General features: G+C 64.6%; 11 protein-coding genes. 1 reads left to right on the forward strand and 10 read right to left on the reverse strand.

The window, feature by feature from the left end:
- Positions 1-59: 59 nt before the first annotated feature.
- The 10 genes from narI to pbN1_RS18735 form a co-directional block, all read right to left on the reverse strand.
- Positions 60-758, reverse strand: a complete 699-nt coding sequence (narI, locus tag pbN1_RS18690) for a respiratory nitrate reductase subunit gamma (protein ID WP_169202350.1) — start codon at positions 756-758, stop codon at positions 60-62.
- 9 nt (positions 759-767) lie between these two features.
- Positions 768-1,310, reverse strand: coding sequence for a nitrate reductase molybdenum cofactor assembly chaperone (gene narJ, locus pbN1_RS18695; protein WP_169202351.1), 543 nt, complete (start codon positions 1,308-1,310; stop codon positions 768-770).
- 11 nt (positions 1,311-1,321) lie between these two features.
- Positions 1,322-2,872 carry a nitrate reductase subunit beta gene (narH, locus tag pbN1_RS18700; RefSeq protein WP_169202352.1) on the reverse strand — a complete coding sequence of 517 codons (1,551 nt, stop codon included), beginning with the start codon at positions 2,870-2,872 and terminating at the stop codon, positions 1,322-1,324.
- Positions 2,873-3,034: 162 nt separating this feature from the next.
- On the reverse strand, positions 3,035-6,790 hold the full coding sequence (locus tag pbN1_RS18705; protein ID WP_169202353.1) for a nitrate reductase subunit alpha: 3,756 nt from the start codon (positions 6,788-6,790) through the stop codon (positions 3,035-3,037).
- A gap of 57 nt (positions 6,791-6,847) precedes the next feature.
- On the reverse strand, positions 6,848-8,551 hold the full coding sequence (locus pbN1_RS18710) for an MFS transporter (protein WP_210147583.1): 1,704 nt from the start codon (positions 8,549-8,551) through the stop codon (positions 6,848-6,850).
- Positions 8,552-8,578: 27 nt separating this feature from the next.
- Positions 8,579-9,862, reverse strand: coding sequence for an MFS transporter (locus pbN1_RS18715; RefSeq protein ID WP_169202354.1), 1,284 nt, complete (start codon positions 9,860-9,862; stop codon positions 8,579-8,581).
- A gap of 268 nt (positions 9,863-10,130) precedes the next feature.
- Positions 10,131-11,393 carry a hypothetical protein gene (locus pbN1_RS18720; RefSeq protein WP_169202355.1) on the reverse strand — a complete coding sequence of 421 codons (1,263 nt, stop codon included), beginning with the start codon at positions 11,391-11,393 and terminating at the stop codon, positions 10,131-10,133.
- Positions 11,390-11,605 carry a DUF2249 domain-containing protein gene (locus pbN1_RS18725; protein WP_011239382.1) on the reverse strand — a complete coding sequence of 72 codons (216 nt, stop codon included), beginning with the start codon at positions 11,603-11,605 and terminating at the stop codon, positions 11,390-11,392. The genes pbN1_RS18720 and pbN1_RS18725 overlap by 4 nt, the downstream gene beginning before the upstream one ends.
- Positions 11,602-12,051, reverse strand: coding sequence for a hemerythrin domain-containing protein (locus pbN1_RS18730; protein WP_169202356.1), 450 nt, complete (start codon positions 12,049-12,051; stop codon positions 11,602-11,604). The genes pbN1_RS18725 and pbN1_RS18730 overlap by 4 nt, the downstream gene beginning before the upstream one ends.
- A gap of 160 nt (positions 12,052-12,211) precedes the next feature.
- On the reverse strand, positions 12,212-13,420 hold the full coding sequence (locus pbN1_RS18735; protein ID WP_169202357.1) for a BaiN/RdsA family NAD(P)/FAD-dependent oxidoreductase: 1,209 nt from the start codon (positions 13,418-13,420) through the stop codon (positions 12,212-12,214).
- 171 nt (positions 13,421-13,591) lie between these two features.
- Here pbN1_RS18735 and pbN1_RS18740 point away from each other — a divergent pair, with 171 nt between their 5' ends.
- The gene (locus pbN1_RS18740) at positions 13,592-17,254 is read left to right on the forward strand and encodes a DUF748 domain-containing protein (protein WP_244857025.1); all 3,663 of its coding nucleotides are present in this window, start codon (positions 13,592-13,594) and stop codon (positions 17,252-17,254) included.
- Positions 17,255-17,325: the final 71 nt, after the last annotated feature.

Genomic DNA, 17,325 nt, shown 5'->3' on the forward strand with positions numbered 1-17,325 from the left:
GGCAGCACAAAAATGTGCTGCCCGGTACTACTTTCGACTTAGAGCCAGACTGTCTGGATTCAGGCTGCCTTGACCTGCCGCTTGGTCCGCACGATCTGGTAGGCACGACCCAGATAGTTGATCGGCGCGGTCCAGATATGGACGAGGCGCGAGAACGGGAACAGCAGGAAGACCGTCATGCCGAAGAACATGTGCAGGCGGAACACCGGTTCGACGTTATCGAGCAGCGCCGGCTGCGGATTGAGCGTCAGCACGCTCTGCACCCAGCCCGACAGCGCCAGCATCACGCCCGGGTTGCCATGGTTCGCATGGCCGATCGAGGTCGGCAGCGTGGACAAGCCCAGCAGCAGCGTGATCATCAGCCAAGTGATGATGAAGACGTCCATCGTACGGCTCGCCGCACGCACGCGCGCGTTGAACATGCGGCGCAACCATAGGATGCTGCCGCCGATCAGGCACATCGTGCCGAACACGCTGCCGGCGACGATCGCGAGCCACTGGTGGTCGAGATCGGAGAAGCCGAGCGCGATCCACATCGCATGGGGCAGCACCAGGCCGGCGAAATGGCCGCCGAAGATGGCCAGGATGCCGACGTGGAACAGGTTGCTCGCGACCCACATGTAGCGCTTGGACAGCAGCAGCGACGAGTCGGTCTTCCACGTGTATTGCTCGTTGTCGTAACGGATCCAGCTTCCGACAATGAACACCGTCAGCGCGATGTAGGGGTACACCCCGAAAAAGAAGTTTTGCAGATTCATGGTATCTCCTCAGGCGGCCAGGCGAGCGAGGCTGCCCTGTTTCTCGATGATCCGGACCAGCTTCGCGTGATCGCTGCCGGATTTTTCCAGGTTGTCGGCGAGCACTTTCAGCACCTTCGCGACGTCGGCGAGGAACACCCGCGCCTCGTCGAGCCCGATCGTCGATACGAACTCGAGCATCACCGGCAGGTAGTCCGGCAGTTCCTTCTCGTCGACCTTCAGCCCGTAGCTGCGGTAGAACTCGCCCAGATCGATCAGGGCGGGTCCGCGCGTCTTCTCCTCGCCGAACAGGTGGTGGGTCAGGTGCAGGCTGTGCTCGGCGGTGAGATCGAAGCACTGGACATAGTTGCCCTGCAGTTCGAGCGGCTCGGCAGCAAGCATCGCGGTGATGAATTCCGCAACCTGGCCCGCTTCGTCGGCGTCGAGGACGTTTTCTTCGTCGAGACCATTGACGAAGGCGTGGACGTCATTGCCAGCCATTTCGCGCAGCGCCGCGAGGAACTCGTCGTTCGGGTAGTCGAGGAGGGCGGAAAGCAGTCTGAAAATTTTCATCGTCATCTCCTTTAGTCGCGCGGGCCGGCGAGCGGGGCGGGTTCGCGCGACTCGGCGCTCTCCTTGCGGCGCTCCGGGAACAGCGAGTTGCGCGTCATGCCGGTCGAGGAATCGTTACCGAACGTGAAACCGTTCTGGCCCTGGAAGCCATGGTAGTCGTCGAGGCGGATTTCCTCGTGCGCAGTCGGCACGACGAAGCGGTCCTCGTAGTTCGCGATCGCCAGATAGCGGTACATCTCCTTCGCGATGTTCTCGTCGATGCCGGCGCGCGTCAGCGGTCCGACGTCCGGCTTGCCTTCGACATGGATCGAGCGCATGTAGGAGCGCATCGCCAGCAGGCGGTTGAGTGCCCCCGTGATGTATTCGGTCTTGCCCGCGGTCAGCAGGTTCGCGAGGTACTGCACCGGCAGACGCATCGCTTCGGCCTTCGGGATCACGCCGTCGGCTTCGGTCGGCAGCTTCTTCTGGTCGATCTGCGACTGCACCGGCGAGAGCGGCGGCACATACCAGATCATCGGCAGCGTGCGGAACTCGGGGTGCAGCGGGAACGCGATCTTCCACTCGACCGCCATCTTGTAGATCGGGGATTTCTGCGCGGCGTCGATCCAGGTTTGCGGCACGCCGTCCCTCAGCGCCTGCGCGATGATGGTCGGATCGTACGGGTCGACGAAGAGATCGAGGTGGGCTTTGTACAGGTCCTGCTCGTTGTTGGTCGAAGCGGCGTCCAGCAGCTTGTCGGCATCATAGAGGATGATGCCGTTGTAACGGATGCGGCCGACGCAGGATTCCGAGCACACGGTCGGCAGGCCGGATTCGACGCGCGGGTAGCAGCCGATGCACTTTTCGGCCTTCGACGATTCCCAGTTGAAGAACACTTTCTTGTACGGGCAGCCGGAGATGCACATCCGCCAGCCGCGGCAGCGGTCCTGGTCGGCGAGCACGATGCCGTCTTCCTCGCGCTTGTACATCGCGCCGGACGGGCAGGACGCGACACAGGCGGGGTTGATGCAGTGATTGCAGATGCGCGGCAGGTACAGGTGGAAGGTGTTCTCGAATTGCTTGTACATCTCCTTCTGCATGTTCGCGAAGTTGGCGTCCTGCGCGCGCGCGGCGAATTCGCCGGCGAGGTCGTCTTCCCAGTTCGGCCCCCAGGTGATCTTGTCCATCTTCTGGCCGGTGATCTGCGACACCGGGCGAGCGGTCGGCGTGGCTTCCGACAGCGGCGCGTTCTGCAGCCGGGCGTAATCGTAGGTGAAGGGCTCGTAGTAGTCGTCGATCTCCGGCATGTTCGGGTTGGCGAAAATCTGCACGATCTTCTTCAGCCGGCCGCCGGCCTTCAGTTCGAGCTTGCCGTTGACCTTCTCCCAGCCGCCTTTCCACTTTTCCTGGTTTTCCCACTGCTTCGGGTAGCCGATGCCGGGCTTGGATTCAACGTTGTTGAACCAGGCGTATTCGATGCCCTTGCGGTTCGACCAGACGTTCTTGCAGGTCACCGAGCAGGTATGGCAACCGATGCACTTGTCCAGGTTGAACACCATCGCGAATTGCGCGCGTATTTTCATTTATATCTCCAGTTCCTTTTGCCTTGTTGGCCGGATGCGGGCTATTTCGTCGCAGGTGAGGTAGGGCGGAAAAGCGAAGCGCCTTCCGCCGCGGGGCCATGCCCGTCATGCGGCGGATAGCGCCGCTACGCGGCTCATCCGCCCTACGCCCGAGCTACGAATTCACCGGGGTCCGACTCCGACCGGATTGCGTTGTTCTTCCCGCTCAGCGGTCAGCGGCCGTTCAAGCCAGTCGATGTCCTGATCGGCGACCTTGTGCAGCACCACCACCTCGTCACGCTGGCAACCGACGGTGCCGTAGTAGTTGAAGCTGTACGCGAGCTGGGCGTAGCCGCCGACCATGTTGGTCGGCTTGACGATTACGCGCGTCACGGAGTTGAGGATGCCGCCGCGCTTGCCGGTGGAAGGCGAGCCGGGGACGTTCACCGTCTTTTCCTGTGCGTGATACATCAGCGCCATGCCGCGCGGTACGCGCTGCGACACCACCGCCCGGGCCATCGTCGCGCCGTTCGCGTTGATCGCCTCGACCCAGTCGTTGTCCTTGAGGCCGATTTCCTTCGCGTCGTCTTCCGACACCCACACGTACGGGCCGCCACGGAACAGCGACAGCATGCGCAGGTTGTCCTGGTACGACGAGTGGATACCCCACTTCGAGTGCGGGGTGATCCACGACAGCGTCAGGTGCGGCTTGCGGCGCACCGAATCGGGGATCACGTTCTGCGCCTTCATGTCGACCGGCGGACGGAACGCGCAGAAACCTTCGCCGAAGTCGAGGAACCACTCGTGATCCTGGTAGAAGTGTGCGCGGCCGGTCAGCGTGCGGAACGGGATGTGCTCGTGGATGTTCGTGTAGCCAGCGGTGTAGCTGACCGTCTCCGATTCGATCCCGGACCACGTCGGCGCGGTGATGATCTTGCGCGGCTGGGCCTGGATGTCGCGGAACGTGATCTTGTCCTCGTGACGGCCGGCGTACAGGTGGTGGTGATCGATACCGGTCTTTTTCGACAGCGCCGACCACGACTTGTGCGCGACTTCACCGTTGGTTTCGGGGGCCATGCGCATCACCGCATCGCAGACCGAAATGTCTTCTTCCAGCGAAGGCATGCCGAACGAGATGCCGGGCAGCTTCACGGTGTAGTTGCACTTCTTGAGCTCTTCGTACTCCTGCTCGGTGTTCCAGTCGATGCCCTTGACGTTGTTGCCGATCTTCGTCATCAGCGGGCCGAGCGCGATGTATTTCCGGTAGGTGTTGGCGAAATCACGCTCGACGAGCTTGAGCAGCGGCAGTGTCTTGCCCGGAACCGGCTCGCATTCGCCGCGCTTCCAGTCCTTGATGCCGCCCATCGGCTGCGCCAGTTCGAACGGCGAGTCGTGCTGCATCGGCAGCGCAACGATGTCCTTGACGACGCCGAGGTGCTTCTCCGCGAGGTCGGAGAACGTCTTCGCGATCGTCCTGAAGATCTGCCAGTCGGACTTCGACTCCCAGCCCGGCGTCACGGCTTCCGACAGCGGGTGGATGAACGGGTGCATGTCGGTGGTGTTGAGGTCGTTCTTCTCGTACCACGTCGCCGTCGGCAGGATGATGTCCGAGTAGGCGCCGGTCGAGTTGAGACGGAAGTTGATGTCCACCATCAGGTCGAGCTTGCCGACCGGAGCGTCGCCGTGCCACTTCACTTCCTTCGTGCCGGCGCCGTCGCCGCCTTCCTGCAGCACGCCGTTCTGCGCGCCCAGCAGGTGCTTGAGGAAGTACTCGTGGCCCTTCGCCGACGAGCCGATGAGGTTCGCGCGCCAGACGAAGAGGTTGCGCGGCCAGTTTTCCGGTGCGTCCGGATCGGCGAACGCGACGTCGAGCTTGCCGGATTTCAGCTCATCGACGATGTACTGCGCGACACCGGCCTCATCGGTCGCGCCGGCCTTCTCGGCCGCGGCGACGAGCTCGAGCGGGTTGCGGTTGAAGTGCGGCGCCGACGGCAGCCAGCCCAGGCGTGCGGCGACGACGTTGTAGTCGGCAAGCTTGTAGCCCTTGTACTTGCCCTTCGCAGCCGGCTGCAGCAGCTCGTCGGCGTCGACCGTCTCGTAGCGCCACTGGTCGGTGTGGAAGTACCAGTACGACGTCGAGTTCTGGTGGCGCGGCGGACGCTGCCAGTCGGTCGCGAACGCGATCGGCGCCCAGCCAGCCTGCGGCCGCAGCTTTTCCTGGCCGACGTAGTGCGCCCAGCCGCCGCCGCTCTGGCCGACGCAGCCGCACATGTGCAGCAGGTTCATGATCGACCGGTACTGCATGTCGTTGTGGTACCAGTGGTTGATCGCCGCGCCCATGATGATCATCGACTTGCCGCGCGTCTTCGACGCGTTGTCGGCGAATTCGCGGCCGGTGCGCTCGATGTCCGCCGCCTTGACGCCGGTGACCTTCGCCGCCCACGCGGGCGTGTAGGCAACCGACGCGTCGTCGTACGAACGGGCGACGTTGGCGCCGCCGAGACCGCGGTCGATGCCGTACTGCGCCACCTGCATGTCGAACACCGAGGTGACATAGACGCTCTCGCCGGAGGCGAGCGTCAGCTTGCGCACCGGGACGTTGCGGTACAGCAGGCCCGGTTCGCCGGGCTGGAAGTGCGGGAAACCGACCGACACGACGTCGTCGCTGGCATTAATGCACGACAACTCGGCCTCGATCTCGTCCTGCGTCGCGGCGTTCTTCGCCAGCAGGTTCCACTTGCCTTCCTCGCCCCAGCGGAAGCCGATCGAGCCGTTCGGCGCGACATACGTCTTGGTGCGCGCGTCGTAGACGATCGTCTTCCAGTCGGGGTTGTTCGCTTCGCCGAGACTGCCTTCGAAGTCGATCGCCCGCAGGTTGCGGTCCGACACGTAGCCGTCACCGTACGGACGCAGGATCACCTGCATCGGCAGGTCGGTGTACTTGCGCGCGTATTCGGCGAAGTAGGGCTCCTGGCGATCGATGAAGTATTCCTTCAGTGCGACGTGACCCATCGCGAGGAAGGCGGCCGCGTCGGTGCCCTGCTTGACGGGCATCCACAGGTCGGCGAACTTCACGTACTCGGCGTAGTCCGGCGCCATCGACACGATCTTCGTGCCCTTGTAGCGGACTTCGGTCGCGAAGTGCGCGTCCGGGGTACGCGTCATCGGCAGGTTTGCGCCGGTGATGATGAGATACGTCGAGTTGTACCAGTCGGCCGCTTCCGGCACGTCGGTCTGCTCGCCCCAGGTCTGCGGGCTCGCCGCCGGCAGGTCACAGTACCAGTCGTAGAACGAACCGCAGGCGGCGCCGATCAGCGACAGGTAACGCGCGCCCGCCGCGTACGAGATCATCGACATCGCCGGGATCGGCGAGAAACCGTAGATGCGGTCCGGACCCCACTTCTTGATCGTGTAGATGTTCGCCGCGGCGATGATTTCGTTGACTTCCTGCCAGTCGGTGCGCACGAAGCCGCCCAGGCCGCGCACCTTGATGTACTTGTCGCGCTTGGCGTTGTCGGCCTGGATCGCGGCCCAGGCTTCGACCGGATCCTTGCCGGTCTTGCGCTCGGCACGATACAGATCGAGCAACCGCGCGCGGATCATCGGGTGCTTGATGCGGTGCGGCGAATAGAGGTACCACGAGAACGACGCGCCGCGCTGGCAACCACGGGGTTCGTGGTTCGGCAGGTCTTCACGCGTGCGCGGGTAGTCGGTCTGCTGCATCTCGAACGACACCAGGCCGTTCTTGACGAAGATCTTCCACGAACAGCCACCGGTGCAGTTCACGCCGTGCGTCGAGCGCACGACCTTGTCGTGACGCCACCGGTTGCGGTAGGCGTCTTCCCAGTTGCGATCTTCGTTCGTGACGATGCCGTGGCCGCCGGCGAACGTGTCCTTGACCTTGTCGAAGAACTTCAGGCGGTCGAGAAAATGACTCATTGCTTGCTCCTGTGAATCCGGGTTGCGTTAGCGGTTCGTTCTTGAAAAAGACGGGAATCAGGGGTTGCGGATGTAGGCGTTCTTGCGCAGGTAGAACCACCAGTTGATGACCACGCACAGCGCGTAGAACACCGCGAAGCCGTACATCGCGTTCTCCGGCGTGCCGGCCTTGATCTGGCCGCCGATCACCACCGGCGCGATGAAGGATCCATAGGCCGCCACTGCCGAGGTCCAGCCCAGCACCGGGCCGGCCTGATCGCGGTCGAACACGAAGCCGACGGTGCGGAACGTCGAGCCGTTGCCGATGCCGGACGCGGCGAACAGCAGGATGAACAGCAGCATGAAGGCCAGGAAGTAGCTCTCCGGCGTCGCCGACTGGTAGGCCAGGTGCATCACGTAGCCGGTCACTGCGGAGGTGGCCACGAGCACGATCGAGATCACCTGGGTAACGATGGAGCCGCCCAGCTTGTCGGAGATCCAGCCGCCCACCGGACGGATAAGGGCGCCGACGAACGGGCCGATCCACGCATACATCAACGCCGACGGGGCATTCGGGTTTTTCGCGTGCACCCAGGTGTTGGTGGCGGCATCGAGCACGTGCGTGTTGCCGAAGATCACCGTGATCGACAGCGGCAGCGCCATCGAAAAGCCGATGAACGAGCCGAAGGTGACGACATAGAGCGCCGTCATCGACCAGGTGTGCTTGTTGCGGAAGATGCCGAACTGCTTGTTCAGGTTGGTCTTCATGTCGCCGGTCGCGACCAGCTTCATCGCGAACAGCGTGCCGAAGATCACCAGCGGCAGCACGATCCACATGCCGTTACCCGCCAGCAGGCCCGAGCCGGTCGGAGCCGGCAGGTAGAGATACAGGCCGATGCCGGCGACGACCAGCGCCAGCGTGTACAGCATCAGGATCTTGCCCAGCGCGGCGGCGGTAGAGCCGATGTTGGGCGACACGACGAGTAGGTTGTTCATGCCGAACCAGCCCACGACGGCAAGCGGCACCAGCAGCAGCAGCCACACGAAGCCGGCGTTCTGGACGTAGGTCGGCGTGCCGGCAGCGATCTTGCCGATCAGCGTGGCCGAATCCTTCACCAGCGGAATCGCATCGCCGCCGATCGCACCGAACAGGCCCAGCGTCATCACCGCGGGAATCAGCAGCTGCGAGGTCGTGACGCCGAAATTGCCCAGACCGGCATTGAGCCCGAGCGCCGTGCCCTGCAGGCGCTTCGGGTAGAAGGTGCTGATGTTGGCCATCGAGCAGGCGAAGTTGCCGCCGCCGATGCCGGACAGCAGGGCCATCAACTGGAACACCCACAGCGGCGTGTTCTTGTCCTGCAGCGCGATGCCGGTACCGATGGCCGGGATGATCAGCAGCGCGGTCGTCAGCCACACCGTGTTGCGGCCGCCGCAGATGCGGATGAAGAACGACGCCGGGATGCGCAGCGTGGCGCCCGAAAGACCGGAAATGGCGGCGATGGAAAAGAGCTGGTCGGGCGCGAACGGGAAGCCGGCGTTGGCCATTTGCACCGTGATGATGCCCCACATCAGCCAGACGGCGAAGCCACAGAGCAGGCTGGGGATCGAGATCCACAGGTTGCGGTTCGCAATGCGGCTGCCTTCGCGTGCCCAGAACTGCGCATCCTCGGGATGCCATTCGGCGATGTCGGGACCGCGCTGGTGCTCTCCCGGACGTACGCCGGCGGTGCCGCCGGCGGCTCCCGGAGTCGCGGTAATCGGACGCAGTTTTGCAGGTGACATGGAATTACTCCTGTTTCAGGGGTTCGTTCACTTCGTTGCGGCCACGGCCGCCGTGCCGCCGTGCAGCACATCCGCCTCGCCGCCGTGCATCACGTCGGTGCGGCGCACTTCGGTCCAGTACATCCAGATCAGCGAAACCCAGGTGACGCCGTAGAGCAGCATGAACGCGCTCGAGCGCACGCCGGTCAGGTCGAGCAGCGCGCCGAACATGATCGGCAGCAGGAAGCCGCCCAGTCCGCCGACGAGGCCGACGATTCCCGACACCGCGCCGATGTCATGCGGGAACTCGTCCGAGATGTACTTGAACACCGATGCCTTGCCGAACGCCCAGGCCACGCCGACGGTGAACATCAGCACGGTGAAGAACCAGATGTTGTGGTGGATCGCGAACGTCTTCGGCCCGGCCATCGTCATGACCGTGAATTCGGTGTGCGGGTAGGACAGCAGGAACAGGCACACCCAGGACACCCACATCACCCACCAGGTGACCTTGTGCGCGCCGAAGCGGTCCGAGAACCAGCCGCCGACCGCGCGCAGCACGCCGCCGGGCAGGGAGAAGCAGGCCGCGAGCAGCGCCGCCGTCTCGAGGCCGAGGCCGAATTCCCCGACGTAATATTTCGTCATCCACAGCGCCAGCGCGACATAGCCGCCGAAAACGATCGAGTAGTACTGGCAGTATTTCCACACGCGCGGATTTTTCAGCACGCGCAACTGGTCGGAGAACTTCACGCTCGACGAGACGCGGTGCTTCGGGTCGTCGTAGGTGAAGAACCAGAACGCGATCGCGATGATCAGCATCGCCGTGGCGAACGCCTTCGGCACGAACTGCCAGCCGTAGGCGACGACCAGCGCCGGGGCGACGAACTTCGTCAGCGCGGCCCCCGAGTTGCCAGCTCCGAACACGCCCATCGCGAAGCCCTGGTTCTTGCGCTCGAACCAGCGCGCGCAGTACGCGATGCCGACCGAGAACGAGCCACCGACGAGGCCGACGAAGAGGCCGGCCACCAGGAACTGCCAGTATTGCGTCGCCTCGCCGATCAGGTAGATCGGCACGACCGTTGCCAGCATCAGCAGGAAGAACACCACCCGGCCGCCGAACTTGTCGGTCAGCAGCCCCAGCGGCAGACGCACCAGCGACCCGGTCAGCACGGGGGTTGCCGCGAGCAGGCCGAACTGGGTTTCGTTGAGGCCCAACTGCGCCTTGATCGGGATCCCGATTACGGCGAACAGCATCCATGCGGCAAAGCACATCGTGAATGCCGCGGTGCTCATCACCAGAACAGAGAACTGCTTTTGACGTTGTGAGGGCATGTTCCTTCCATCCTCGAATGCGGAGCGGATGTCGCTCCAGGCTGGGAGGAAGCGTATGCCTTGCGGGAGCCGTCCGCCATTCGCCAAAAGCATGGGAAGGGGGTAGTCCTCCGTCCCGGGAACTAGTCATTTAGGACTAGTCCCTGAGCGCTTCCCGGCGCGAGGCGATCGATCAGGGAGGGGAAAGCCGGGCGGCCCGCGGCGATCCGAGCGCCGGAATGGCGAAGGCCGCCAGGACGGCGGCCTTTGAGGATCCCCGCGCGGCGCGTCAGGTGTTGCGGGCGATCCGGTACGCGCCGAGGACGCGCATCAGGTTGGCGAACAGCAGGCCGAACTCGAGCATCACCAGCACCCCTGCGGCCCGGACGACGAGCGTGCTGCCGCTGAGCGCCGCGATCAGGAGCACTGCGAGAGCCACCGTGTGGGCGATGAGATGCTTGCGGATCGGCCCGTCCGGTTGCAGCTTCTTCATGTTCGGCGCCTTCATCCCTGCCTGCGAAAGATGCAGCCACGCGAGGAACGGAACGATCTTGTAGAGCATGCCGACAATCGCAGTGACGAAGCCGCCGTGCAGGATCAGGATGCCGGCGACTACCGGCCAAACGTCATGATCGAAGCGGTGCGCGGCGACGATGCACAGAAGTCCGGCGATCATGCACGACATCGCGAGCTGGAACGCACGCGTCGTGTTGTCCGGAACCGAACGCCGGGAGCGGCTCTGCAGGCGCAGTGTCGTGATCGCAAACGCGCCGGACAGGGCGGCCAGCACGATCGCCAGAATGAACTCGAGCGACGAGAGCCCGGCGAGCACCGCCGTGCTCCAGGCGGCAAGCGCGGCGCAGGTCAGCAGCGCCCAGTAGCGTGTGAGCCGGGCCGGATAATTCGGTGTGATCTGGAACATCGGCACGACGACCCAGCTCGTCGCCGCCAGCAGCAGGCCCGACCCGCCAAGCCACGCCCAGCCGACATGCAGCTTGACGACGGTCGCCAGCGGCAGCGACAGCCCGCCCGACAGGATCATCGCCAGCGCCATTCCGAGCGTGGCCGCGATGCCGAAGCCGAGCAACGCGAAGCGCAGGTCGCGGGGCGTGGCCTGGGCGATCGGCGTGCGTCGCAATCCATACCCCGCGGCCACCAGAAACACCCCGAACGTGATCCCCAGCAGCACGACCGCAGCCGTCAGGAACGGTGGCGAGCCGGCCCCGAGCCCCCACGTCAGGCTCGCCGCGCCCGTCGCGAGACCGACGTGAACGATTCCCGCGACGATCCGCGCGTTCGGAATCGCCGCCCCGGCCACCACTGGCAGGATCTGGAACAGGGCCCCGAACATGATGTTCAGCATGAACCCCACGGCGATCAGGTGGGTCAGCGCGAGCGCCCCGGGAGTCCATCGCGACCCGAGCAGGTCGGGAACGAAAAGGAGCACCAGTCCTGCAACCGCTCCGAACAGCGGCGCCGTCAGGAAAAACCTGAGCGGCGTCGAGAAGGTGGGCGCGGCTTCGTAGCTGAGGCTGAGGTCGGCGGTAGTCATGGGGCGACGATGTCGATTTCGACCACACCGTCGTCGCGAACCCGGCTCTCATAGCGATAGCGGTCGCGGTCGAGGATGCGGAACAGTGGATAGGGCATGCGATCGAGGAGCAGCTTCACGCCTTCCCCGGGACGCAGGTCGGCGATCGCCTCCATGACGAGTTCGAAAGGCTGTGGGGGCTCCAGCCCCCGCGCATCGATGACCTGCTTCATGCTGCCTGTTCGCGGCCCAGCTGCTTCGTGAGCGTGGGCGGGAGGTTTTCCCCCGCAAGCTGCGCATCGCACATCGGGTAGAGAACGTTCTCTTCCTTCATGTTGTGCTGCTGCATCAGGATCAGCAGCGTTTCGGCTTCGCCCGCGTAGTCGTCCTTGTCGCGCTGGGCGACCGCGTCGCGCATGCGCTCGAGCGCTTCGCGCATGTCCGCGTGCTCGCCGCGCATCACTTTGGTCGGACCTTCGGTCATGCCGGTGACGGATTCGAAACGCGGGAACAGGATCGATTCCTCGGCGGTGAAATGCGTCTCGAGTTCGGCGATGAATTTTTCCAGTTCGGCAGTCCCCTCATCCCACTTGCCGCGCGAGATGGCAGTTTCAGCACGAGCGAAGGATTCGTCGCAGCTGCGGTGATCGTGGGTCATAAGCGTGGTGATGTCGTTCATGGTCGGCGTCTCCTTTAAGGTGACCCCATTCTCCGAATTCACACACTGGCGACCTTGATTAGAGTCAAATGATCCGGGAAGCCAACTTTAATTCGTACGTTGCCGGCGTGCCCGGCAATGCAGGCGGGATTATCGCGCGAGCGTCCCGCGGGTCTCGCCGTCACACGAACTGACCGGCCGCGTGCCCGGAAGACCACGCCCACTGGAAATTGAAACCGCCGAGATGGCCGGTGATGTCCATCACCTCGCCGACGAAATGAAGGCCCTTGCACGTGCTCGCCTCCATCGTCTTCGAGGACAGCGCGCGGGTGTCGACGCCGCCCAGTGTCACTTCCGCCTTCGCGTAGCCCTGCGTGCCGGACGGCATGATCTCCCATGCCGACAATGCGGTGGCGACGGCCTTCAGCTCGGCTGGGCGGAACTGGTTCAGTGGCCGCTCCCAGCCGTGCAAGGCGCACCACGCGTGCGCGAAGCGCCGCGGCAGGCGCTCGGCGAGGAGGTTCGCGAGCAGCCCGCGCTCGCCCGCGTGCTGCTCCAGCCAGGCCTGCGCGTCGATTCCGGGCAGGAGGTTGAAACATACCGGCGCCCAGTCGTCGTCGTCGTACGCCTGCGCCTGCCAGTAGCTCGACACCTGCAGCACGACCGGGCCTGACAGTCCGCGGTGGGTGATCAGCGCGGCTTCGCGAAAGCGTCCGCCGTTACATTGCGCTTCGATGTCGAGCGAAGAGCCGGCAAACGACGCGAAGCGCTGCAGCGTCTCGGGCGGCAGCGTCAGCGGCACCAGGGCCGGGCGCGGCGGCACGATCGGAATGCCGAATTGTTCAGCGATGCGGTAACCGAACGGCGTGGCGCCGATCTTCGGAATCGACAGCCCGCCGGACGCGATCACCAGGCTGGTGCACGTATATCGTCCCCGGGCCGTATCGACCGCGAAGCGGGCGAGCGCGTCTTCCTGACGGGCGACCGCATCGACCCGCAGCGGCATCGCGAAGCGCACGCCGCCGTCTTCGCACTCGGCCCGCAGCATGTCGATGATCTGCTGCGCCGAGTCGTCGCAGAAAAGCTGCCCGAGATTGCGTTCGTGATAGCGAATGCCGTGGCGCTCAACGAGTTCGACGAAGTCGGCCGAGCCATAGCGCGCCAGCGCGGAACGGGCGAAATGCGGATTGCGCGACAGGAAGTTTTCCGGCCCGACGCGGCGGTTCGTGAAATTGCAGCGGCCGCCGCCCGAGATGCGGATCTTTTCTGCGAGCTTCTCGGCGTGATCGATGACGAGCACCTTGCGGCCGCGCCGGCCCGCCTGGGCTGCGCACATCATCCCGGCCGCCCCTGCACCGATCACAATCACATCGAAATTCAGCTCGGCCAACGGAGTTGCTCGATTCGTGGAAAGCGGCGCAGCATACGCCGCCGCGCCGGGTGCGGCAATTCACACACCACATTCACAGGCCACGCTCCGCCTGCTAGATTGCCGTCATAGACGGCGCGGGTCCGGCAACAATGAGGATAGGCTGTGGCGAAAGCGCGAGAGACTGGGGGAGTGGACGATCTTGCAGCGAAGCTGAAGAGGCCTACGCAATGGATCGTGGGTATCGTCGCGACCATCGGGATCGTCGGATTCCTGGTTCTGCCGCCAGCGGTACGTTACTTCGGTGCGCGCCTCCTCAGCGACTCGCTCGGACGCACGGTCACGATCGAGAAGGTGCGCATCAATCCCTTTGCGCTGTCCATCACGGCCAGCGGCTTCGACATCGCCGAAGCGGACGGGCAGGGCAGCGCCTTCTCGTTCGCGAGGCTGTACGCGAATCTCGAAGCCGAATCGCTGTTCCGGGGCGGCCCGGTGCTGCGCGAGTTGCGGCTCGAACGCCCGCAGGCGCATTTCGTGCGGCTCGACTCCGGGCGCAACAACTGGTCCGACGTGCTCGACCGCTTTGCCGCGAAGCCGCCGTCGGAGCAGGAGGAGAAAATGGGCGAGGCGCGCTTCTCGCTCAACAATATCCGCGTCATCGACGGGAAGCTGCTGGTCGAGGATCGTCCGGTCGGGCTCGAGCACGAACTGTCGGCAATCAATATCGGCGTGCCGTTTTTGTCGAACCTGCCGTCGAAAGTCGAGCTGTTCGTCGAGCCGGACCTGTCGGCGCTCGTCAATGGCCGACCTCTGCATGTCGCCGGGCAGTCCCGGCCGTTCGCGAAGGACCGCGAGACCGCGCTCGACATCGTGCTGGACAGTTTCGATTTCACGCCGTATCTCGCCTACCTGCCGTTCGAAGCCGCATTCAGGGTGCCTGAAGGGCGGCTCACGACGCGCTTGCGGCTGGCTTTCTCCCAGCTACCCGAGGCTACACCGAAAGTCGCGCTGACCGGCTCAGTGGAGCTTGCGGACTTGCGGCTGGAGGGAGCGAAAGGGGAGCCGATGCTGAATGTTCCGGCGCTCGCACTGAGCCTCGCCGACGTCCAGCCGCTGGTCGGCAAGTGGCATTTCGGGCGCCTCGAAATCTCGCAGCCCGAGGTCGACGTGGTCCGCCTCGCCGACGGCCAGATCAACTTCCAGCAGATCATTCCCCGTCCGGATCCCGCTGTGGCGGCCGAGCAGCCGGCAGATAGCGGCGCAACGACTGCGTCGCCGGACGAGGCAGCCAAGGATGCCGAGGCGAAGTCGCCTCCCGTATTCATGCTCGACGAGGTGAAGATCTCGGGGGCGACCGTGCGTTTCGAGGACCGCACCGCCGCGGCGCCATTTCGCACCGAGCTGAAGGATCTCGTCCTCGAAGCGAAGAATGTCGGCTCGGCGCCGGACGCCGTTGCCGAGATCGCGCTGGATTTCGTCACCGACGCGGGCGAGAAGAGCAGCCACCGTGATCGCCTGCGCCTGAACCCGTTCGAACTCGATGGCCGGATCGTCGCGGAGAACTTCCAGGCCAGCCGCTATGCGCCGTACTACGCGGCGGCGCTGCCGGGCGGCGAGATCCGTGACGGACGCCTCGACGCGACCGTCGGGTACAAGGTGAGGTTCGGCGAGAAGGAAACGGCGATCGACGTGCTCGCCGAGTCGGTCGTGCTGCGCCAGTTCGAGCTCGCGCTGAAAAGTCAGAAGCAGCCGCTCGTCAAGCTGCCGCGGCTTGCGCTCCAGACAGTCGCGGTGTCGCCGACGCAACGGACGGTGACGATCGGTGCGGTCGAATCGAAGGGCGCATCGTTCGCGCTGGTGAAGGCACGCAACGGCAAGCTGGACGCGCTCGCGCTGTTCGACGAGCCCGCCGGGCCAAAAGGGCAGACCGGCGGGCGTTCGGCGAGCGAGAACGCGAACGCGGCCGCGTCCGAAAAACCGTGGTCGCTCGCGCTCGAACGACTCGCGCTCGACGATTGGGCGGTCCGCTTCGAGGATCGCACCCAGGATGCGCCGATCGTGCTGCAGGCCATCGCGATCAAACTGAAGGCGGACGGACTCAGCACCGCAAAGGGCACCGCGACGAAATTCGAGCTCGATGCGCGCGTCAACAAAAGGGGACGGGCGGCAGTCAATGGAACAGTCGCGCTCGATCCGTTGAAAGGAAACCTTCGTCTCGATCTGCGCAGCGTCGACCTGTTGCCGCTGCAGCCCTACGTCGTCGAACAGCTCAACATCGCCATCTCGCGCGGCACCGTGACCACGCGCGGCACGCTCGCTTTCGAGTCCGCGCGCGACGGCAACGTGAAAGGGCGCTTCCGCGGCAATCTGGGTATCGCGGACTTTTCGTCCATCGACAAGAACCATGCAACCGATTTCCTGCGCTGGCGCAGCCTCGCGCTCGCAGAGGTGGATGTGCAGACCGCGCCGCTGGCGGTTTCGATCGGCGAAGTCGCGCTGACCGATTTCTATACTCGCCTGATCCTCGACGAGACCGGCCAGCTCAATCTGCGCGAAATCCGCCAGCAGCCCGAGGCAGGCCCTGCCGCCGGTGAAACGAACCCTGCGCCGGAATCCTCGGGCGGTACGACGAGCGTCGAAGTTCCGCCTCCGGCGACTCCGCCACCGCCGATCTCGATCGGCAAGATACTGATTAAGCAAGGCAACATCGCGTTCAGCGACCGCTTCATCCGTCCGAACTACGACGCGAACCTGACCGGAATGGAAGGCCAGCTGGCCGGGCTGTCGTCCGACCCGGCAACGCTGGCGCGGCTCGACCTGCAGGGCAAGGTCGATGACACTGCGCCCGTCACGATCGGCGGCGAATTCAATCCGTTCAGGGAGGACCGCTACCTCGATATTGCCGCGTCGGTGAAGGATTTCGAGCTGATCGGCGTCTCGCCCTATTCGAGCAAGTACGTGGGCTACGGGATCGAGAAAGGCAAGCTGTCGGCCGACCTGACCTACAAGATCGAGGACCGCAAGCTGACTGCGACGAACCGGCTGTTCCTTGACCAGCTCACGTTCGGCAACCGTGCGGACAGCCCGGATGCGCCGAATCTGCCGGTGCAGCTCGCCGTGTCGCTGCTCAAGAACCGGGCCGGCGAGATCAACCTCAACCTGCCGATCAGCGGTTCGCTCGACGACCCCCAGTTCAGCATCGGCGGTCTCGTCGTCAAGGCGATTCTGAACCTGATCGGCAAGGCCCTCACTGCACCCTTCGCGTTGCTCGGATCGATGTTCGGTGGCGGGGAAGAGCTGTCGCAGCTCGATTTCGCGTCCGGGCGCAGCAGCTTCGATGCTGCGGCGCAACGGAAGCTCGAGACGTTGGCGAAGGCGCTGACCGAGCGGCCGGCGCTGCGGCTCGAAATCACCGGCCAGGCTGATCGCGCCAGCGACACGGCGGGGCTGAAGAAAATGATCCTGTTGCGAATGATGAAAGCGGCGAAGCTCAAGGAATCGGTCCGGCGCGGTGACGAGGCACCTCCGCTCGAAGACGTCGTCATCGACGCGGAGGAGTATCCGAAATGGCTCGAGCGCGTGTATCGGGACGCGGATTTCAAGCGGCCGCGCAACGCGATCGGTCTGCTCAAGAATCTGCCGGAAGCCGAGATGGAAGCGCTGATGCTCGCCAATATCCCGGTCGATGACGAGGCGCTGCGCCACCTCGCGCAGGAGCGGGCGCAGTCGGTCAAGAATCGCCTGCTCGAAAAAGGCGAGATCGCTGCGAACCGGGTCTTCCTGCTGGCGCCGAAAGTCGAACCGGCGCAGGACGCGGAGGGCGGCGGGCGCAGCGCGGTTTTCTCGCTGCGCTGAAGGAATTTTCCGCCCTGGTCCGGATCGCGCCGCGCCCGGCGCCCCGACATCGGCACCCCGGGCGCGGCGTC

The sequence above is a fragment of the Aromatoleum bremense genome (assembly GCF_017894365.1).
Classification (GTDB): Bacteria; Pseudomonadota; Gammaproteobacteria; order Burkholderiales; family Rhodocyclaceae; genus Aromatoleum; species Aromatoleum bremense.